The sequence below is a fragment of the Aeromonas sp. 603404 genome, from assembly GCF_049171775.1.
Taxonomy (GTDB): Bacteria; Pseudomonadota; Gammaproteobacteria; order Enterobacterales; family Aeromonadaceae; genus Aeromonas; species Aeromonas veronii_A.
Genome location: NZ_JAAKPE010000010.1, coordinates 1 through 21,839 on the forward strand (window position 1 = coordinate 1; position 21,839 = coordinate 21,839).

Genomic DNA, 21,839 nt, shown 5'->3' on the forward strand with positions numbered 1-21,839 from the left:
TGGTCAGCAGCACCTGTACCGTGCCATCCGTTTCGGTCGCACCCGCATTCAGCGCCTCGACGTTGAAGTCGATGTCACCTTGTGGCGTCACTATCAGCGTCAAGGTCGAAGTAACAACATCAGAACTATCGGTGACCAGATAACTTACTGTAGGAACTGCACCAGAATAGTCAGGAGCGGGGGTAAAGGTGAAAGAGCCATCACTGTTGATGATCAGCGTACCAATGCCAGTAAGGGTCGATGTAACACCTGCGGGAACATCAATATTACTACCCCAGCTATAGCTGATGATGGATTGAGCCAAGGGACCATCCGGGTTGGAGCTATTGGCCAAAAGATCACCACTGACAGGGTTATCTTCATCCATCGAAAATACTTCACTCTCATCCAACAAGAGATTAGTTAGTGGCTCCGGTTCTAACAGTGGTTCAGCCGCTTGCTCAGTGTTGATAATGGGTTCAGCCTGATAATTGGTATCAAAACCGGCCTCGGCAATGGTCGCATCACCGGTTCTATCAATGGTGACAAAGCCACCATTGCCGCTTGCTCCTGCTACCCCGCCAATACCACCGCCACCACCGGCAGCAGGTGCACCACCTGCTGCTGAAGCCTCAAAGTTTTGCGTCGGGTCAACGCCTTGCAAAATTGACTCTTGCAATGCAGCAATGTCAGAAGGAGTGCCCTCCGTGCTGGCACCACCTTGCGGTTGTCCCGGTTCTGCTAATTCGGAACCGGTGGGTACATTCTGCGCTGGTGTATCGTCATAGGGGGAAAGAACAAGCTTGGCATCATCCGCTATGGTCAATTTGGCACCGGGCTGGAGTATTTCCCCCTTTTGCAGGGGGCGACTGCTGCCATCAGCCAGCACAATCTCCACATTCCCTTCGATAGCTGAGACAACCACGGACTTGTCGATGATTTGGGTACGCATATCCATTGCTCCAACGTGACAGATCTTGATGTCTACACCGTAGAGGGAGATAACGTGCTTTTCCGTTGCAATAATCTATAGGTTTGACTGCCCTCAAACCGATATAGAGAATAAAATCGAAAGGTTATTTTTTCTTCATTAAAATCATAACGATATAAATGGAACCAAATAACACCCATATTAATTTGATAATAAAAAAATCAAAAAATATATTGTATTGATATAAAAAATGACCCCATTCGGGGCCATTTCTACACTGCACATATCAATCAAGACAAGGGGAAAGCAGGATGCACAAATCCCTGATAACCATCGATATGCAACTTGGAAAGCAGTTCCACTTGATGTTGATCTTCGACGCGGGTTGCAATGGTGGTCACACCGGCATTGTGTGCAGCTCGGCACACTGCAGCCAAGAATGAGGTGTCAGCACCCGGCTCCATGACCTGACTGGTATAACCGTGATCCACCTTGACATAGGCAGGCGCTAACTCCTCCAGATAGCCCAGTGACTGGAAGTGACGGCCGTAGTGGTCAACCCCCCACTGGAAACCATGGACCTGCAATGCGCCTACCAAAGCGGCCACATGATCTTTGTGCTTCATAATGGCTGCCTCGGGTATCTCGAATAACAGCCGTTCTTTCAATTCGCCATGTTCGACCAGATAGTGCGTCAGCCAGGTCAAAAACTCATCCGAACAAAGCGAACCTGCCGTTATATTAATTGCCAGCACTAGATCCGCTTGTTTGTGCAGTAAGGGAACACATGCATCAAGTATTGCCTGATCAAAATCGCCCCCCAATTTGAACTGTTCGATGGCAGGCAAAAACTGACCGGCAAAATAGTCCGTGCCATCGCGAGAGATAGATGCAAACAACTCGGCATGCAACCTGGCCCCGTTATCAAATCGGCAAGCTGGCTGAGCCTTGAATCGCCAGAGGTGATGCGAAATAGCATCCTGAACCAAATCACGCCATGCCAAGCGCCCCATCAACCCCTGCTCGGCTCCCCCTTCCATGACAACAGCACCACGGCGTTCATTACGCGCCTTGCCGAGTGCATTATCCGCTTTAGTCAACAGGACGGAGAGATCATCATTACCATCACGGCCTGCAATACCAATGACGGAGAGAGGATTACCCTCCGCCATTGGGTTCACGACCAGATCAGCAATACGAGAATTGATAATTTCTGCCAACTCCTTAAGCTGACCCAAATCATCTGTCGGGCAGAGCAGAGCATATTCGGTCGCTGATATCCGCGCCACAGCTGCACCATCCCATCCCTTAAGCTGTTCGCGTAAGATTTGTGCTATAGATTTGACCATATTATCACGGGCAGCAAAACCTTCATCACGGTAGATATCATCGAGCATATCTACCGCAACCAACATGATGCCCCCTTGGCCAGATTCTGCAATCCAGGCATTAACCTGACCAACAAAATAGGCTCGATTACCCAAGCCAGAAACGGCATCCACATAAACTCGTTCACGCAGTTTCTCCGCCTCGTCGGCCTGCTCTTTGAATTGCACCGCCAACTTTCCGGATAAGATGTTGATCGCTTGTACAACCTGCTTCAATTCATAGGTCTTGGGCTCTGGAATGGTATGCCCAAAATGATGCAATTCAATCTCGACGGCCTGCTCACAAATCTGCTTGAGCGGTTTTAACAGGAAATTAAGTGCACGCATAAGCAAGATCGTGGTTACCAAAAATCCAATCACAAACCAGGTCGCCAGTTCGCTCATCCCTGCCCACAGTTCGTGATAGGCTTGTCCTGGGTGGCCCACCACCTTGAGCTTGCCAAGTTGCAGCCAGCCAGACGTCAGAATTGACTCATTGGATACTTCCGGAAACAAGCCAAGTTCAATAAACCAGTCAGGTACACCTTGAATACGGCTGCTGTTTTCTTCTTCAATCACATCTTTCGACGCAAGCAGGTCAAGACGAACCATACGGTAATAACCACCATCAAATATGGCCTTAATCACCGACTCAGCTCCCACCTTGTCGCCATTTTCAAGATAAGGAGTTAATGCCAGTCCCAGTGACGTAGCGGTGTTGATTACCGTTGTCTCCTGCTGTTGTGCCAGATAAGTTCGTGTCGAATTGAATTGCACCCAATACGTAGCTGCAAACAACAGTCCAAACAACAGCAACATGGTGGCCAATAACTGTCTATAAAGCGTCATAGGTTAATCATCCAAATTCACCACAGGCCTAGCCAATCGCCCCGATGTCATGCGATTGCGTAAATCATTCCATAATCCCAAGCGAGATGATTGGCCAGCCAGCTCCCCTTGGCCTCGCGCCTTCATCAACCACAAGTGACTACCGTTAAAACTATAGATAGGTACCAAATCTCGCCGTTGGGTAGCAGGTCGAATAGAGCCTATCAAATTATCCAAAATAACCGGAACAGAAGAGGGGGTCTCATAATATGCCACCACCATGTGGAACTGGTTGTAATCAAGGGCCTTGACATAAACCATCCGCATTTTTTCATCCGGGATCCCCAATTCCAGTAGTGTGGAATATTTGGCAATACTGAAATCTTCGCAATCTCCTCCGGCAGCCCCCAGAAACTCGAGCGGGGTTGCCCAGTAATCTTTCTTGCGCCACAACTTGATGTCATCAACAAAGCGCATTTGATTAAAAAAGTTGTTCACTCTTTCGAGCTTTTTCGCCTCGCTCAGTGCCTTTCCCTTCGTTTCCATCACCAGCATGCGCCAACTGGTTACACGCTTGCCGGCTCTGGCACCATAGGTCTGCTCCGCCCGCTTGATCAAGTTGAGATCTTCCTGTGGCAGAGGCTGGCTGGCACAGAGCAAAAGTGAGAAGGGTAACAGCAGGATCCATAAGGAGTGGCGCAGAGTACGTAGAGATCGGTATCTCCATTTATTGAGGAGATCATACCATCTGCTTCCGGTACCACGCAGGAGTGTCACGTCATATGCCTGCTGCATGATTGCTACTGCACTCCTCAAAAACCGTGCAACCACCTGCTTTAGCCAAACATGGTGACTGCCAGCAGCAGTCACCATGTTGGCGTCCATCATCATCCCGGCGGGATCATTGGCAAACGGTTATTGCCTGGGCTGCCATTCAGCGGGTTGCTTGACGCTAAATGCATTGAGCAGACTTCCTGTCGCATTGAGGATGCGATAGTCCGCCAGCAATGCATCATACTCAGCAGTGATATAACTGCGACGCGCTTCGAACAATTCGTTTTCGGTGTTCAATACGTCCAGCAAGGTTCGCTGACCCAAGCCAAACTGCTTCTTGTATGCCTGAACGGTATCGTAGCTTGCATCCACATGCTCTTTAAGGAAGGTTTTCTGTTTGGCCAGCGACTCTTTCGCATTCCATGCCAAACGGGTTCCCTCTTCTACCTGACGAAATGCATTCAGATGAATGTCTTTCGCCTGAGAGTACAGTGCCGAAGTTGCATTGCTCTCGGCTACGTCAGAACCACCTCGGAACAGGTTGTAACGCATCCGCACCATAGCTGTCAGATCGTCATTGCGACCTTTAACGGCATCAATATCCTCATTCCAGTTTTGGTCCACTTCAAAAGTGACGTTAGGGTAGAAACCGGATTTGGCACCTTCATGCTGATACTTGGCCGCTTCAATATCTTGCAGGGATGAGAGCAGGGTCGGGTGAACTTCTGTCGCCGTTTTCAGGGCAGTATCGAGACTAGCCGGGACCAACTCGGCATTAGGTACCGGTTGAACGAGATCTTTTGGTACCTCGTTAACCACCCGAATAAACTCGCTTTCCGCATCACGGTAGTTGTTTTCAGCGGCGGCTTGGTTGGCGTAGGCCCTGGCAACACGACCATCAATCTGGGTCTGATCAGCAGTAGAACCAAGCCCTGAATCAGTCCGTTTCTGAATGTCGCTACGGATCTGTTCGTGGGTTTCCAGGTTCTGTTTGGAGAGTTCCAGGATCTCCTGCTGGCGCAGCATATTGAGGTAGACCTCAGCCACTCGCAGCGCGGTATTCTCTGCTTCGGAGATCATCGCCAGACGCTGGGCGTTGGCTTCAGCTTCAGTTCGGGAGACGTTGTTGCTGACATCAAAACCATCAAACAACATCTGCCGCAAACTGAGTCCAGCCTCTTTGCGAGTCATGGAGTCATCAATATTGCTGTTTGAACCAGCAGCCCGGGTAGAAGGGCTGTCAGTCTTTTCATAGCCTACGCCGCCACGCAGATCGATCGTAGGATAATAGCCACCCTTGGCGCCATCATGCTGATAGAGGCGTGCCTGGTAGAGATCAAACGCTTCCTTGATCTTGGGATGCGTAGCGAGTGTCTGTGCCACCGACTCTTCCAGAGTCTGGGCCTGACCCAAACTAGGGATCAGGGTGATGCCACTGACCAGCATGGCAACAATCGTTTTTTTCATGTTATCTCCAGTCATGTTTTGTTTTTAGATTGTTGGCTTATCGTTCTCTCAGTGCCGACTGCTTAGCCCGTAAAATCGGCTTAAGTAAATAGTCTAGGACACTTTTTTTACCAGTAATGATATCAGCACTGGCTAACATACCGGGGATGATGGGAAGTGCGTTAAGCTCATCGCCCAAGTAACTCTTCTCGGTACGCACCCGAACCAGATAAAAGGAGTTCCCCTCCTCATCCTGGATCGAGTCCGCACTTATCTGTTCAACCTTGCCATGCAATCCTCCATAGATTGTAAAGTCGTAGGCAGTGATCTTGACGATGGCATCCAGCCCCGGTCGCAGGAAGGCGATATCTTTCGGCGACACCTTGGCTTCAACCAACAAGGTGTCCTCCAGCGGCACTATCTCCATCAAATCCATGCCGGGCTGCACCACGCCGCCCAGGGTGTTGATCTTGAGTTTCTTGATGGTACCCTTGAGCGGAGCAATCACGCTGGTCCGATCAACCCTATCTCGCAAGCCAACCTGCCCTTCTGACAACTGGCCAAGTCGCCCCTGCTTCTCATTCAGTTCCGTCTGGGAGTCAGCACGGAATTTCAGCGCTATGTCATTGCGCTTGGAAATAGTCTCACGCAACACCGAATTGAGTTTTGGTATCAGCAGACGGTTGCTCTCCAGCTCCCCCTGCATCTCGTTGACCTGCCGCTCCAGCTTAATTAGCTCCACTTGAGGCACTATACCCTCTTTTGCCAGTGGACGGCTAATATTGAGCTCTTGTCTGGCCAGATCCACACTGCGATTTACTGTGCGAATTTTGGCATTCAGTTCAATCAGTTCCTGCTCTTTCTGCTCGATCTGTTGACCAAGAATATAGAGCTGGTTCTTCAGGTTATTAAGGCGATCCCGTTGTACCGAGCGTTCACGGTTGGCATATTCGGGAAAGACGGTTTCATAGCCATCCGGGAACTGAATTGGCGCTTCTCCCACCACTACCTGTTCACGCCACCCCAGTGCGGGATCATTTTTAACCTCAACACTGGCCATTTCGGCCCGTAACCGTGCAATATCTCCTTTCAGAGTGACCAGCTCCTGCTCACGCTCTCGAAAATCGGAGCGGAAACGGGTGTCATCGATGCGCAGCAGCGGCTGTCCCTTCTCGACGATATCCCCCTCTTTGACGAAGATCTCTTTGACTATCCCCCCTTCCAGATTCTGGATCACCTGTAGTTGGCGGGATGGGATCACCTTGCCCTGACCCACGGTGACTTCATCCAGCTCGGCCCAGGCAGCCCAGACGATGGCACTCATGAAAAAGAGGAAACAGCACCATAACAGGATGCGGGCACCGGTTGGGGTAGTAAGCAACACAGCTGCCGCGCCGTCATCGACAAACTCCAGATGCTCGGGTGCCGGCAATACATCACCGGAAGGCGCATTTTTGCTGCGTTTTAACCAGTTCATGAGCCCCTTAACCATGGGACACCTCCTGCACGCGCACCTTGCCTTCCTTCAACTGCTGCAACACCACCTCTTTGGGACCATCTGCCACAATCTGTCCCTGCTCGATGACGATAACTCGCGAGGCCACATCCAGCATTGAGGTCTTGTGGGTGATGAGGATCAAGGTGGTTTCCGGGCCCAGTCTGGCGAGCTCCTGTTTGACCTGCATCTCGGACTGGTTGTCCATGTTGGAGGTAGGCTCATCCATCACCAGAATGGGGGGATCATTGAGCAGGGCGCGTGCCAGCAGGATCGACTGACGCTGGCCACCGGAAAGCTGACGGCCACCCTCACCTATCTGCCGATCCAATCCGTTGGGATCACGGTTGGTAAAATTGGTGACGCCCGCCCGCTTGGCAGCACGCAAGACTCTCACGTCATCCACCAGCGGATTACCCAGCATGATGTTGTCTCGCACCGAACCAAAAAAGAGAATGACATCTTGGGGAACACAACCGATATTGCGACGAATCACCGAGGGAGGCAACTGGTCTATTTCGAAACCATCGATCCGGACCGAACCGTCAGTCGGCCGATACAGCCCCATCAACAACTTCTCGAGGGTCGTTTTACCCGCCCCAATCCGGCCGATAATTGCCACCTTTTCACCCGGCTGAATACGCAAATTGATATGGTGCAGGGTGCTGGTTTCCATTCCTGGATATTTGAACGAAACATTTTCGAATTCAATTCGACCGGCAATCACCGGATGATGGATATATTGCTTGCCTTCCTCCTGCTCACCCGGGGTTTGCATGATTTTTTCCAGAATATCCAGTGCAGACTTGGCCTGGTTATAACGGGTCGACAACACTGAGAGTTGCACCATGGGCGCAATGGCACGGCTGGAGAGCATCACGGCAGCAATCATCCCCCCCATGGTGACTAAGCCTTCGGAGATCTGGTAAACACCGACAATCACCAGACCGACCGTCACCACCTGCTGGATATAACTGGCCAGTGACGACATGGAGTTGGTAATTCGCCGTGTTTGTACACCCCAGGTGGAAATATGGGAAACAGCCTGCTCCCAACGGTGCTGGAACAGACTCTCGGCGCCAAAAATTTTGACCGTTTCCAGCCCGGAAATACTTTCGATCAGGTTGGCATTTTTCTGAGAGGCCAGCCGGGAACCCTCTTCGATGGACTTTTTGAGCGGCTCTTGAATATAGAAGCTGTAGGCGATCAGGATCAGCATGGCGACGATGGGGACCACCACCATCACACCGGCAAACATCCAGATAATAAAAAGGAAGAAGACGGCAAAAGGCAGATCGATAAGAGTAGAAACCGTCGCGGAAGTGAAAAACTCCCGCACCGATTCAAATTCCTGCAGATGTTTGGCGAAAGCGCCGGTGGAAGCGGGACGAGACTCCATCCGCATGCCCATCACCTTGGCGAAAATCTTGGCGGACAGCAGCACATCAGACTTTTTGCCAGCGATATCGATAAAGTAACTGCGCAACTGCCGCATCACAAAATCGAAGGTAAAGACCACCATGGCCCCGACCGCCAGCACCCAGAGCGAATCAAATGCCAGATTGGGCACAATCTTGTCATAGACGTTCATGGTAAAGAGGGGGCTGGCGATGGCAAACAGGTTGATCAGAATGGAGGCGATCAGCACATCGCGATAGATTCCGCGAGATTCAAACAAAGTGCTCCAGAACCAGTGGCCATCACGGGTCTCCAGCACCTTGGGAGAGCGCTCGTCAAATTTGAACTGCTTCTTAACGTAAAAGAGACGCCCCAAATACTCATCACCCAGCTGGGCAGCAGTCAGCCATTGGGCGGCATCACCTGCCTGCGGGAAAATCACTTTCCCCTGGCTGCGATCTTCGTTCCACTCCAGCAAAATACAGGCGCCACCGTTACGCATCTGCAATACGCAGGGCAGCAGCAAGGGAGAGATCTGATCAAGCGGCTGGATCACTTCACGGGCAGATAGCCCGCCCCGCTCGGCAGCACGACAAAAGAGTGCTGTAGTCAGTCGTCCGGAGACCAGTGGCAACCCGGTCGTCAGGGCATCCTGGCTGTTGGGCACACCATAAAAGCGGGTCAAGAAGACCAGACACTCCAATAACTCATCGATACGACTTGTTTCTGCTTGCATAGCATCCCGTCACTGCATTAATAAGGTCGATACGAGAGGGGTATCACTCATATTTTCCTGCTATAGCGACTCTAAAAACGAGCCCCCTCCCACAGATGAGCCTGATCAGGGAATAAACCTATCCGGATACATCGTGACACTCACCACCAATTTTCCTTGCATGATGATTGGTAAAACCAGCCTGTGAGCATCATGCCGACGCCTCCCTCAGGTAAATGGAGGTGTTAATTGATAATGGCATTTATTGTGGCGCATCACTATATCAACCTGCAGGTACCAAAACTATAGTTTATGGTATGAACTTTTTATATAACCCTATGTTTTACGTGAAAATAATAATTACGAACTCAATTATAGGTCAGGAAGTATGAAGGGTCTTCCCAGTGCATGACCCTGAGGGCCACTCAAGGAGAGTGCTCGTGCAATGTCCGCCATCGCCGTCCAGCGATTCTCGCACCAGGCGGGAGCAAGCAGGGTTGGGCGGCGCGCCGATGCCGAAATCCGGTGATACACCACCTCGGGTGGTGTGTGCTGGATCATGGCGACAGCGGCTTCCACATACTGCTCCAGCGTCAATACCTCAAGGCGCCCCGCTTGCCACGCTTTGCCAAGAGTACTGCCCTCTACCACATGAAGCGGATGCAGCTTGATCCCCTCAACACCGGTCCCAACGATACGATGCAGGGTATCGAGGCTGTCCATCGGCACTTCGCCCGGCAGGCCGACGATCAGATGAGCACATACCTTGATGCCGCGCTGATGGGCACGTCTTACCGCATCCTCATAGGCGGCATAACCGTGGCCGCGGTTGATCCGTTGCAGGGTCTTGTCATTGGCACTTTGCAGCCCGAGCTCCAGCCATACCTCGTAACCCCGAGCCTGATAGCCCGCCAGCAGATCCAGCACCGCATCCGGCACGCAATCGGGGCGAGTGCCCACGCAGAGCCCCACCATATCGCTCACCGACAGCGCCTCTTCATACATCCGCTGCAGATATTCGACCTCGGCATAGGTGCTGGTATAGGCCTGAAAATAGGCAAGATAGCGCTTGGCACGGGTGACTTCGTCTCGGCGAGCCAGCAGTTGTTGCACCACTGAGAGTTGCTGAGCCGATTCGTCAGCAAAAGAGGATACATTGCAGAAGGTGCAGCCACCGCGGCCCAGGGTGCCGTCCCGGTTCGGGCAAGTGAAGGCCCCGTGGATGGAGAGTTTGTGGATCTTCTGACCGTGACGTTGCTTGAGATCCTGACCGAATGTATTGACGAGTTCGTGTAACTGCATGACACCTCCGCTAAAGGAGCGCCATTGTACGAGCTTGCGCAAAACAGGGGCTGAGCTGGATCAAGCTAGCGGAGAGGGTAAAACATATAAATACCCGACCAATTTTGAATAAATATAGAGAAAAAGCGCAAAAAAAGGATTTTTACAGTTCTTTGACGATTCAAACAGTAAACATCCATATGAAAATGAGACCTGATAACCTACTGTTGAACAATGAAAAATTCAAAGAGACCCGACAGCACACAATTGCAAGCATGGGATATTGAAAATGTGATCCCTTCCGCTGTCGGCCACATCGGGTTGGTAAAATTACTACATTCGCCCATCGTCGCCGAGCACACCATTGAGCCCGTCAATGGCGATATATTTAACCAACAAAATCAAATTACACAGAATAAACACTTCATAACTGCGAGCGAATCCCCCTAACCCGACATTTTGTTATGCGAATGTAACCATGAAGACAAACCTGACCTGCGATTGACCTCGCCAGAAAATCCCATTAGTTTGGAGATTCGCCACGTCAGGCAGACGGAACCACAAGAGCCAATCGCAATTTATGCAGTCAGGTGATGACTGTGCGATACAAGGCCGAGCAAGGGAGAAATGCAATGTCACTATATGATCCAAAGCTGGAGAGGGATAACTGTGGCTTCGGCCTGTTGGCCCACATGGAAGGGGAAGCCAGCCACAAGCTTGTCCGTCTCGCGATGTCAGCATTGGCTCGCATGCAGCACCGCGGCGGGATCTCCGCCGATGGCAAGACCGGCGATGGTTGCGGTCTGCTGCTGCAAAAACCGGACAGCTTCTTCAGAGCTGTCGCCGAGGAGAAGGGATGGCACCTTGGCCGCAACTATGCGGTCGGCATGCTGTTTCTCAACCCCGACCCCGTATTGGCCCAGCAGACCCGAGACATCATCGACGAAGAGCTGGAAAAAGAGACCCTGAGTCTGGTCGGCTGGCGCAAGGTGCCGGTCGATACCAACGTGCTCGGTTCCATTGCCAAAGCCTCCCTGCCCAGCATTGAACAGGTCTTTGTCAACGCCCCGCCCGGCTGGGTCGACAAGGATCTGGAGCGCCGCCTCTATATCGTGCGTCGCCGCATCGAAAAGCGCGTCAACGACGACTACTTCTATGTGGTCAGCCTCTCCAACCTGGTCACCGTCTATAAAGGGCTGTGCATGCCGGTGGACTTGCCGCGCTTCTATCTGGATCTCGCAGACATCCGTATGCAGGCGGCCATATGCGTCTTCCACCAGCGTTTCTCCACCAACACCAGCCCGCGCTGGCCGCTGGCCCAGCCGTTCCGCTATCTGGCCCACAACGGCGAGATCAACACCATCGCCGGCAACCGCCAGTGGGCCAAGGCACGCAGTTACAAATTTGCGACGCCGCTCATTCCCGATCTGCAGGAAGCGGCCCCCTTCGTCAACACCACGGGGTCGGATTCCTCCAGTCTCGACAACATGCTGGATCTCTTCCTCGCCGGTGGTATGGACCTGTTCCGCGCCATGCGCCTGTTGATCCCGCCTGCATGGCAAAAACATCCGAACATGGATGACGACCTGCGCGCCTTCTACGACTTCAACTCCATGCACATGGAGCCGTGGGACGGCCCCGCCGGTATCGTCATGACCGACGGCCGCTACGCCACCTGCGCACTTGATCGCAACGGTCTGCGTCCGGCCCGCTACGTCATCACCAAGGACAAGTTCATCACCCTCGCCTCAGAAGTCGGTACCTGGGACTACACCCCGGACGAAGTGCTGGAGAAGGGCCGGGTCGGCCCGGGCGAGCTGTTCGTGGTGGATACCAGCAACGGCAAGGTGTGGACCAGCTTCGAGATCGATGACGACCTCAAGAACCGCCACACCTACAAGCAGTGGATGGATAAACATTGCCGCCGACTGGTCCCCTTCGAGCAGATGGACGACAGCCAGACCGGTAGCCGCGAGTTCTCCGACGACCAGCTGAAAACCTATCAGAAGCTGTTTGGCTACTCCTTCGAGGAGCTGGATCAGATCATCCGGGTGCTCGGTGAAAATGGTCAGGAGGCGGTGGGCTCCATGGGGGATGATACCCCGATGGCGGTGCTCTCCTCCGGCCCGCGCACCCTTTATGACTACTTCCGCCAGATGTTTGCCCAGGTGACCAACCCGCCCATCGATCCGCTGCGGGAAAACCACGTGATGTCGCTGGCCACCTGTATCGGTCGCGAGCAGAACGTCTTCAACGAGACCTTCGGCCACGCCCACCGGGTGCTGTTCCAGTCGCCGATCCTGCTCTACTCCGACTTCCACCAGCTACTGGCACTGGAAGGTGAGTACTACCGTCATCAGGTGATCAGCCTCAACTTCAAGCCCGAAGAGGGGCTGGAAGCGGCCATCTTGCGTATCTGCGAGGAGGCAAAAACCGCCGCAAAGAGTGGCACCGTGCTGCTGGTGCTGTCGGATCGCGACATCAGCGCCGACACCCTGCCGATCCCGGCCGCCATGGCGGTGGGTGCAGTGCAGCGCACCCTGGTGGACAATAACCTGCGCTGCGACGCCAACATTCTGGTGGAGACCGCAAGTTGCCGCGACCCGCACCACTTCTCGGTGCTGCTGGGCTTTGGCGCGACCGCCATCTACCCCTATCTCGCCTACGAAACCCTGGCCAAACAGGTTGAAGAGGGCGTGCTCACCATGTCCCTGCGCCAGGCGATGGTCAACTACCGCAACGGCATCAACAAGGGGCTCTACAAGGTGATGTCCAAGATGGGCATCAGCACGGTCGCCAGCTACCGCTGCTCCCAGCTGTTTGAGGCAGTGGGTCTGGCCAAGTCGGTGGTCGATACCTGCTTCCGCGGCGTATCGAGCCGTATTCAGGGTGCCGATTTTGCTGACATCCAGCAGGATCAGCACAATCTGGCCCGTCAGGCCTGGCTGGTGCGCAAGCCCCTCCCCCACGGCGGCCTGCTCAAGTTTGTCCACGGCGGCGAGTACCACACCTACAACCCGGATGTGGTGCAGACCCTGCAAACCGCGGTGCGCTCCGGCAACTATGCCGATTACAAGGAGTATGCCCGTCTGGTGAACGAGCGCCCGGTTGCCACCCTGCGCGATCTGCTTGCCCTGAAGAAGGTCGACAATCCGGTCGCGCTGGATCAGGTTGAGCCGGCCGACAAGCTGTTCCCCCGCTTCGACTCCGCCGCCATGTCCATCGGTGCCCTCGGCCCTGAGGCCCACGAGGCACTGGCTGTTGCCATGAACCGCCTCGGCGGTCAGAGCAACTCCGGCGAAGGTGGCGAAGATCCCAAGCGCTTCGGTACCGAGAAGAACTCCCGCATCAAGCAGGTGGCTTCCGGCCGCTTTGGCGTCACCCCCCACTACCTGATGAACGCCGATGTAGTGCAGATCAAGGTGGCTCAGGGGGCCAAGCCCGGCGAAGGGGGCCAGCTGCCCGGTGACAAGGTGACTGCCCAGATCGCCCAGCTGCGCTATTCCGTGCCCGGCGTGACCCTGATCTCGCCGCCGCCGCACCACGACATCTACTCCATCGAGGATCTGGCCCAGCTCATCTTCGACATCAAGCAGATCAACCCGAGCTGTCTGGTGTCGGTGAAACTGGTCTCCGAGCCCGGCGTTGGCACCATTGCCTGCGGCGTGGCAAAGGCCTATGCCGACTTCATCACCATCTCCGGTTATGACGGCGGCACTGGCGCGAGCCCCCTCACCTCGGTCAAATATGCCGGCTCCCCGTGGGAGTTGGGCCTGGCCGAGACCCAACAGGCGCTGGTCGCCAACGGTCTGCGCCACAAGGTGCGGCTGCAGGTGGATGGTGGTCTCAAGACTGGTCTCGACATCATCAAGGCGGCCATCCTCGGCGCCGAAAGCTTCGGCTTTGGCACCGGCCCCATGGTGGCGCTCGGTTGCAAATACCTGCGTATTTGCCACCTGAACAACTGCGCCACCGGCGTTGCCACTCAGGATGAGAAGCTGCGTCGCGAGCACTTTACCGGCCTGCCGGAGATGGTGATAAACTACTTCAAGTTCATCGCCGAAGAGACCCGCGAGCTGATGGCCCAGCTCGGCGTCACCCAGCTGACCGACCTGATTGGCCGCACCGATCTGCTGGAAGCCCTGCCCGGCCTCACCGCTCGTCAGGCCAAGCTGGATCTCTCTGGCATTCTGGCCCGTCCGGTAGCACCAGCAGGCTCCAGCCTGTTCAGCCAGCAGCACAACCCCACTTTCGACAAGGGGCCGCTCAACCTGAAAATGGTGGAAGATCTGCTGGAAGCGGTGGAAACCTCAAGCGGCGGCGAGTTCCGCTACGACATTCGCAACACCGACCGCTCGGTGGGTGCGCGCCTCTCGGGCGAGATCGTCAAACGTCACGGCAATCAGGGGATGGCGGCGGATCCGGTCAAGGTGCACTTCAACGGCACCGCAGGCCAGAGCTTCGGCGTCTGGAACGCGGGTGGCCTTGAGATGATCCTCACCGGTGACGCCAACGACTATGTGGGCAAGGGGATGACCGGCGGCAAGCTGGTGATCAAGCCCCATGTCGGCGTGGCGTTCAAATCCCATGAAGCGGCCATCATCGGCAACACCTGCCTCTACGGCGCCACCGGCGGCAAACTCTACGCCGCAGGCACTGCCGGCGAGCGTTTCGCGGTGCGCAATTCCGGCGCCCTGGCGGTAGTCGAGGGAATTGGCGACAACGGCTGTGAATATATGACCGGCGGCATCGTCACCGTGCTCGGTCAGACCGGCGTCAACTTCGCGGCGGGCATGACCGGCGGCTTTGCCTACGTGCTCGACGAGTGCGGCAACTTCGCCAAGCGCACCAACCCCGAGCTAGTGGAACTGCTGGACGTGGCGGATCTCGCCATCCATCAGGAGCACCTGCGCGGCATCATCACGGCGCACCTCAATGAGACCGGCAGCTCGCGCGCCGAGGAGATCCTGGCCAACTTCGACTCCTATGTGCCCAAGTTCAGGCTGATCAAACCCAAGTCCAGCGACGTGAAATCGCTGCTGGGTCACACCAGCCGTTCCAGTGCAGAACTCAGAATCCAGGCGCAATAAGGAGGGAACCCTATGAGCCAGAACGTATTCCAGTTTATCGATGTCCAGCGGGTTGACCCGCCCAAGAAGCCGCTTAAGATCCGCAAAATCCAGTTTGTGGAGATCTACGAGTCCTTCAATCAGCCGCAGGTACAGATGCAGGCGGATCGCTGCCTCGAGTGCGGCAACCCCTACTGCGAGTGGAAGTGCCCGGTCCACAACTACATCCCCAACTGGCTGAAACTGGCCAAAGAGGGGCGCATTCTGGAGGCGGTGGAGCTCTCCCACCAGACAAACAGCCTGCCGGAAGTATGCGGTCGGGTCTGCCCGCAGGATCGCCTCTGTGAGGGCTCCTGCACCCTCAATGATCGCTTCGGCGCGGTGACCATCGGCAACATCGAAAAATACATCACCGACAAGGCGTTCGAGATGGGCTGGAAGCCCGATCTCTCGAACGTGGTCAAGACCGGCAAGCGGGTCGCCGTCATCGGCGCCGGCCCAGCGGGTCTCGCCTGCGCCGATGTGCTGGCACGCAATGGCGTCACCCCGGTGGTGTTTGACAAGTATCCGGAGATCGGTGGCCTGCTTACCTTCGGCATCCCCTCCTTCAAGCTGGAAAAAGAGGTGATGCAGCGTCGCCGCGAGATCTTCCAGGGGATGGGCGTGGAGTTTCGTCTCGAGACCGAAGTGGGCAAGGACATCACCTTCGCCGACCTGCTCGGCGAGTTCGATGCGGTCTTCCTCGGGGTCGGTACCTACAAGTACATGAAGGGCGGCTTTGCCAACGAAGAGGCGCCGGGAGTCTATGACGCCCTGCCCTACCTCATCGCCAACGCCAACCGGTTGCTGGGCTTTGAGAAGGCGCAAGCCGACTACATCGACTTCGCTGGCAAGCAGGTGGTGGTGCTGGGCGGTGGTGATACCGCCATGGACTGCGTGCGGACCGCCATCCGTCAGGGGGCTGACAAGGTTATCTGCGCTTATCGCCGCGACGAGGAGAACATGCCGGGCTCCAAGCGGGAGGTGAAAAATGCCCGCGAGGAGGGGGTTGAGTTCATGTTCAACCTGCAACCGGTAGCGGTCGAGCTGGATGCCAGCGGTCGCACCGTCGGCATCAAGGTAGTGAGCACCGAGCTGGGTGAACCCGATGCCTATGGCCGCCGCAATCCGGTGGTCATCGAGGGCTCCGAGCAGGTGTTGGCCGCCGATGCGGTAGTGATGGCGTTTGGCTTCCAGCCCAACCCCCAACCCTGGATGGCGGAGTTCGGCATCGAGCTCGATAACCGGGATCGCATCAAGGCCCGCGAGCAGGCGGAATATGCCTTCCAGACCAGCAATCCCAAGGTGTTCGCCGGTGGCGACGCGGTGCGTGGCTCCGATCTGGTGGTGACCGCCATCTACGAAGGGCGCAAAGCGGCCGAAGGGATCATGGACTATCTGGCGGTCTGATCTGACCGGCCACAGCCGTGATGTTCCCTAACAGTCAGCCCCGCCAATGCGGGGCTGATTTTCTATGCGCGCTCACCAACCGCTCATACGCTCCTGGCAGCCGTGAAGATAACTAGATGCAGTGCCTTGCGATGGCTCCTACACTGGGCAACTGCCACGGGAAAAACTCCAACCATTTGAGGCAGAATTTGTGACGTCTATCTGTTACACTTCGCGCCCGCCATTTTCCGGCTCACTCTCTGACTTGATGTCAGGCGCAGCCGTCGGTGGTTACAACCTCCGTCTCGCTCATGCCGAGCTAACCAAGCCAAACACACCCCAGCTGGAACACAGGAACCCATTATGAGATTTGAATCGTTCGATTTTGCCCCCGAGATTTTGCGTGCTGTCTCAGATTGCGGTTATCAGGAGATGACCCCTGTGCAGCAACAGGCGATCCCGGCCATTCGCCGTGGCCGCGATGTGCTGGCCAGCGCCCAGACCGGTACCGGCAAGACCGCCGCCTTCGCCCTGCCCATCTTGCAACGTCTGGTAGACAATCCGGCTCCGGTCCAGCCTTCCAACGCCCGTGTGCTGATCCTGACCCCGACCCGCGAGCTGGCGGCTCAGGTGGCGAGCAACATCAATGACTTCGCCAAGTATCTCGATATCACCACCATCACCATCGTCGGTGGTGGCAAGCAGGACGTGCAGGCCAAGAAGCTCAAAGCGGGCGCACACATCATTGTGGCCACCCCGGGCCGTCTGCTGGAGCACCTCACCGCCTGCAACCTCAGCCTCTCCGGCGTCGAGTGTCTGGTGATGGATGAAGCGGATCGCATCCTCGACATGGGCTTCAGTGCCGATGTGCAAAAGATCCTGCAAGCGGTCAACAAGACCCGTCAGAACCTGCTCTTCTCCGCCACCTTCTCCGACGCGGTGAAGAAGCTGGCCAACCTGATGCTGGATCGCCCGCAGATCGTCAGCGTCAACAAGCAGAACTCCACCGCCGACACCGTCAGCCACACCGTCTATCCGGTCGAGCAGAAGCGCAAGCGCGAGCTGCTCTCAGAGCTGATTGGCAAACAGAACTGGCAGCAGGTGCTGGTGTTCGCCAGTACCCGCGAAAGCTGTGATGTGCTGGTCGAGGAGCTGAACCTCGACGGCATCAAGTCCGCCGTGGTCCATGGCGAGAAGGCCCAGGGCAACCGTCGCCGCGCCCTGCGCGAATTCATGGAAGGCAAGGTACGGGTACTGGTGGCCACCGAAGTGGCCGCCCGTGGTCTGGACATTCCGGATCTGGAATATGTGGTCAACTATGATCTGCCGTTCCTGGCGGAAGATTACGTGCACCGTATCGGCCGTACCGGTCGTGCCGGCAAGCGCGGCATGGCCATCTCCTTCGTCAGCCGTGAAGAGGAGCGTACCCTGCTGGAGATCGAGGCCCTGATCGGCCAGAAGATCCGCCGCATCATGGTGCCGGGCTATGAGGTGAGCAGCCGTGACGAGTTGATCAAGCATTTGCAGGAGCGTCGCCGCTTCGGCAAGCGGCCGCAGCGTGAAGATAACGCCGTAGCCCAGGTGATGGCCGAAGCCAAGCTGCAGGGTCAGCGCCTCAAGCGTCTGGCCGCCGCCAAGAAGCCCCGTCAGCCGAAATAAGGCGGGCAGTTGCTCTATTGAACCGCAAAGGCGCCACTGGCGCCTTTGCCATCTCTGTCATCGGTGTTGACCCCTGGTGGTCAACTGAAGGATTGCTTATGACCTCTCCGACCTACAATCAGGCCCTGCTCGAGATGGCCACCCAGAGCCTGGCCGAACTGGCCCGCACCGCCGAACAAAAGGCGGGCAAGCGCACTCCAGCCCAAGAGAGCCACTTTCTCTGCACCTGGATGGCCGACTCCCTCAAGGAGAAGCGCTTCTCCCGTCTGGTGATGGAAGATTTGAAAGCTTGGGTGCAGCTTGGCCGCACCCTGGGCGCGGGTGCCGATCTCAAGGGATTGCTTGCGCGCATCGCCTTCCAATACCAGTGCGCCATGACCAACCCGCAACAACTGGGGGCCAAGCTGGCTGCCCTGCTGGAGGAGCTCTCAGCAGCAGGCTGGCTGGTGCTGACCGAGAGCGAGGTGGACGCCAAGCTGCGCCTACAATCGGGCGGTCAGGCGAGTCTGGTGGTAAGCCATAGCGAATATGAAGGCCATATCGAGGACGGTGAGCTTGTCAAACCCCTCACCCTCTATGTGCGCGGTGAAGAGAAGGTGCTGGCCGAGGCGGCCTTCAAGCACGGCCTGCTGCTGAGCCAGGGCAACAAGAAAGCCACCCTGGTCAAACACCACAAGGCCTACCGGCTGATGCCGGACAACGCCCAACCGGCGCTGGCACTGCTGAGCGAGGCTCGCCAGAGCGCCTGATCTCGCCTGTTTTCAGCAATAAAAACGGCAGACCCTCATTTAAAGCAGGGCCTGCCGTTTTTTATTGTTCGATGTTTGGTGATGAGGTCTGGTAGTCGTTTAGCGGATCTTGATGCCAATCTGGCCCGCGTCACACCACTCGAACATCACCTCTTCGCTCTTGCCGCAGCAACTGCCACCACAGACCCGACTCTCGCGCTTGATGACCCGCCCCTTGCGCATCCAGACGCCGAGCATGGCCTCCACCGCATCTTCCGAGGTGTGGAAGTGGCGAGCCAGATCACGCCGGCTCACCTTCTGCTGCGCGGCGAGGTAATCCCCCAGCTCGCGCAGGATCATAAGGTCACCACCTTGCGGGCGACGATGTCACCGTGACGGCGACCGGCCCACCAGAGCAGTACCAGAGAGAGGCCATAGCTGACGATCCAGAACAGGCTCTGCTCCGGATGAGCGGCGAAGGTGGCCACCTGATAGAAGAGGGTCGCGCACATAAAGGCCATATAGTTGCACCAGGCCGCGGTAAAGAGGGCCCACTGGCGACCGGTTTCCCGCACCAGGGCACCCATGGCGGCGGCGCAAGGCATGTAGAGCAGCACGAACAAGAGGTAGGCAAAGGCACCAGCCGCCCCATCGAAGTGGGTCTGCATGTTGCCGTAGGTGGAGACATCCACTTCCTGCGCCTCGGCGGCAGCTTTCTGGTCGTCGAGGTTGCCAACATCAAGCCCCATAGGGTCGCTCGGGTTGATCTCCGCCAGATTGGCTGCCACGGCATCGATCGCCTCATGGAAGCTGGCCACCAGCGAGAACTCGCTCGCCTCCTCTTCATCTGCGCCACCACCGGCGTAGAGGCTGTTGAGGGTACCGACCACCGCCTCTTTGGCGAAGATACCGGTGACGATACCGACCGTAGCCTGCCAGTTGTCATCGCGCACACCGATGGGGTGCAGCACCGGGGTCACCGCCTGGCTGATCTTGCTCAGGACCGAGCTCTCCTGCTCCTGATGGCCAAAACTGCCATCGGTACCCAGGGAGTTAAGCACGCTCAGCACGGCAACCACCAGCACGATGGTTTTACCGGCGCCAAAGACGAAGGATTTGAGCTTCTGCCAGGTCTTGATGGCAACGTTGACAGGACGCGGCCACTCGTAATCCGGCATCTCCATCACCATGGAGTCGCTCTTGCCCGGCAGCAGGGTATTGCGCAGCAGCAGGCCAGTGAGCACCGCCACCAGAATACCGATGAGGTAGAGACCGAACACCAGGTTCTGGCCTGATTCAGGGAAGAAGGCCACCGCAAACAGGGCGTAAACCGGCAGACGGGCACCGCACGACATGAAGGGGGCCATGGCGGAGGTCATCAGCCGCTCCCGCTCGGAGTTGAGGGTACGGGTCGCCATCACCGAGGGGACGGTACAGCCAAAGCCCATCAGCATCGGCACGAACGCCTTGCCCGGCAGGCCGAGGCGGCGCATCAGGGCATCCACCACGAAGGCGGCGCGGGCCAGATAGCCGGAGCTCTCCAGTACCGCGAGGAACAGATAGAGGCAACCAATCACCGGAATAAAGGTGGCCACGGTCTGCAAACCAACCCCGAAGCCGTCAGCCAGAATGGCGCCCAACCATTCGGGGGCATTGATCAGCCCCAGCAGGTGGTGCACCCCATCGACAAACAGGGCGCCGCCCATGATGTCGAAGAAGTCGATAAAGGCACTGCCCACCTTGATGGCGAACATGAACATCAGGTACATGACAAACAGGAAGAAGGGGATGCCAATCCAGCGATTGAGCAGCACCCGATCCAGCCACTCACTCTGGGCCTCGGTGAGCTTGCCCTTCTGCTGGCGAGCCTGTTGTACCCACTGGTGGATATGGCCGTAGCGGATATCTGCCAGTTGCAGGTCGATATCCTGCCCTTGATGAGCGCGAGCTACCACATTGGCGGCGGCCGCCTGCTGACCGGGCAGCAGGGTCTCCTGCATCACCGCATCCTCTTCCAGCAGGCGCAGGGCGCGGCCACGGGTAGTGAGGTGATGCGGGGCGAGCAGGGTCTCCAGCTCCGCCAGATCGGTTTCAAGCTCTTGGCCGTAATCGAGTTGCAAGGCTGCTTGCGGCTGACCGATAAACTGCCGGATCTGCTGCTTGAAGGCGGCAACCTGCTTGCTGTTGTGGGCAGAGAGGGCCACTACAGGGCAACCGAGGGATTTGCCGAGCTTGCTATCGTCGATGACGATGCGGCGCTTTTGCAGGATATCCAGCTTGTTGAGCACCACCACCATGGGCAGGCCCAGTTCGCGCAGTTGCAGCGTGAGGTAGAGGGAGCGCTCCAGATTGGCGGCGTCGATGACGTTGAGCAGCAGGTCGGGTTGTTGGCCCTGGGCAAAGCGGCTGGCGATCTGCTCGTCCAGACTGCCATCCTGACCCGCCAGGCTATAGATGCCGGGCAGATCCATCAGCTTGAAGTGATGCTCACCCGCGCTGAACTCACCCATCTTCTTGTCTACGGTGACGCCACTCCAGTTGCCTACCTGCTGGCGGGCGCCGGTCAGGGCGTTGAACAGGGAGGTCTTACCGCTATTGGGGTTACCTACCGTTACCAGGGAATAATTCATACCAGCTCTACCTCTATTTTCTTCTGAACCCACCGCGTGCGAGTGGCAAGCTGCTTTGCAGGTTCGACTTCTTGTCTCTGAACCGCTCCCGGTGACTTTCTTGACCGAAGC

At 56.4% G+C, this 21,839-nt stretch carries 13 protein-coding genes; 4 read left to right on the forward strand and 9 right to left on the reverse strand.

Annotated features, from left to right (window positions below; all coding sequences use genetic code 11):
• The 7 genes from G5306_RS13635 to G5306_RS13665 all read right to left on the reverse strand — a co-directional run.
• The coding region (locus G5306_RS13635) for a retention module-containing protein (protein ID WP_421255798.1) at positions 1-931 on the reverse strand (931 nt) is incomplete at its 3' end.
• Positions 932-1,200: 269 nt separating this feature from the next.
• Positions 1,201-3,126 carry an EAL domain-containing protein gene (locus G5306_RS13640; RefSeq protein WP_216953336.1) on the reverse strand — a complete coding sequence of 642 codons (1,926 nt, stop codon included), beginning with the start codon at positions 3,124-3,126 and terminating at the stop codon, positions 1,201-1,203.
• A gap of 3 nt (positions 3,127-3,129) precedes the next feature.
• Positions 3,130-3,882, reverse strand: coding sequence for a transglutaminase-like cysteine peptidase (locus G5306_RS13645; protein WP_227343029.1), 753 nt, complete (start codon positions 3,880-3,882; stop codon positions 3,130-3,132).
• Between the two features lie 138 nt (positions 3,883-4,020).
• On the reverse strand, positions 4,021-5,346 hold the full coding sequence (locus tag G5306_RS13650; protein WP_216953335.1) for a TolC family outer membrane protein: 1,326 nt from the start codon (positions 5,344-5,346) through the stop codon (positions 4,021-4,023).
• Positions 5,347-5,383: 37 nt separating this feature from the next.
• Positions 5,384-6,817 carry an HlyD family type I secretion periplasmic adaptor subunit gene (locus G5306_RS13655; RefSeq protein WP_266135587.1) on the reverse strand — a complete coding sequence of 478 codons (1,434 nt, stop codon included), beginning with the start codon at positions 6,815-6,817 and terminating at the stop codon, positions 5,384-5,386.
• The gene (locus tag G5306_RS13660) at positions 6,810-8,954 is read right to left on the reverse strand and encodes a type I secretion system permease/ATPase (protein WP_266135586.1); all 2,145 of its coding nucleotides are present in this window, start codon (positions 8,952-8,954) and stop codon (positions 6,810-6,812) included. The genes G5306_RS13655 and G5306_RS13660 overlap by 8 nt, the downstream gene beginning before the upstream one ends.
• A gap of 351 nt (positions 8,955-9,305) precedes the next feature.
• Positions 9,306-10,235 (reverse strand): TIGR01212 family radical SAM protein, encoded by a 930-nt coding sequence (locus tag G5306_RS13665; RefSeq protein WP_421252349.1) that lies wholly within the window; start codon positions 10,233-10,235, stop codon positions 9,306-9,308.
• A 611-nt stretch (positions 10,236-10,846) separates the two neighbouring features.
• On the opposite strand from G5306_RS13665, the gene gltB reads away from it, so the two are divergent.
• From gltB to G5306_RS13685, 4 genes are all read left to right on the forward strand, one after another.
• The gene (gene gltB / locus G5306_RS13670; RefSeq protein WP_421312990.1) at positions 10,847-15,304 is read left to right on the forward strand and encodes a glutamate synthase large subunit; all 4,458 of its coding nucleotides are present in this window, start codon (positions 10,847-10,849) and stop codon (positions 15,302-15,304) included.
• A 12-nt stretch (positions 15,305-15,316) separates the two neighbouring features.
• Positions 15,317-16,732 (forward strand): FAD-dependent oxidoreductase, encoded by a 1,416-nt coding sequence (locus G5306_RS13675; protein ID WP_421312991.1) that lies wholly within the window; start codon positions 15,317-15,319, stop codon positions 16,730-16,732.
• Between the two features lie 342 nt (positions 16,733-17,074).
• Positions 17,075-18,370 (forward strand): DEAD/DEAH box helicase, encoded by a 1,296-nt coding sequence (locus G5306_RS13680; protein ID WP_202005518.1) that lies wholly within the window; start codon positions 17,075-17,077, stop codon positions 18,368-18,370.
• A 98-nt stretch (positions 18,371-18,468) separates the two neighbouring features.
• Positions 18,469-19,119, forward strand: coding sequence for a DUF2913 family protein (locus G5306_RS13685; protein ID WP_320545978.1), 651 nt, complete (start codon positions 18,469-18,471; stop codon positions 19,117-19,119).
• A gap of 99 nt (positions 19,120-19,218) precedes the next feature.
• Here G5306_RS13685 and G5306_RS13690 read toward each other — a convergent pair whose 3' ends face one another.
• Together G5306_RS13690 and feoB are read right to left on the reverse strand one after the other, a co-directional pair.
• The gene (locus G5306_RS13690) at positions 19,219-19,458 is read right to left on the reverse strand and encodes a FeoC-like transcriptional regulator (RefSeq protein WP_005350974.1); all 240 of its coding nucleotides are present in this window, start codon (positions 19,456-19,458) and stop codon (positions 19,219-19,221) included.
• Positions 19,455-21,728, reverse strand: a complete 2,274-nt coding sequence (gene feoB, locus G5306_RS13695) for a Fe(2+) transporter permease subunit FeoB (protein WP_266135580.1) — start codon at positions 21,726-21,728, stop codon at positions 19,455-19,457. Before feoB ends, G5306_RS13690 begins: the two co-directional genes overlap by 4 nt.
• Between the last annotated feature and the right edge of the window lie 111 nt (positions 21,729-21,839).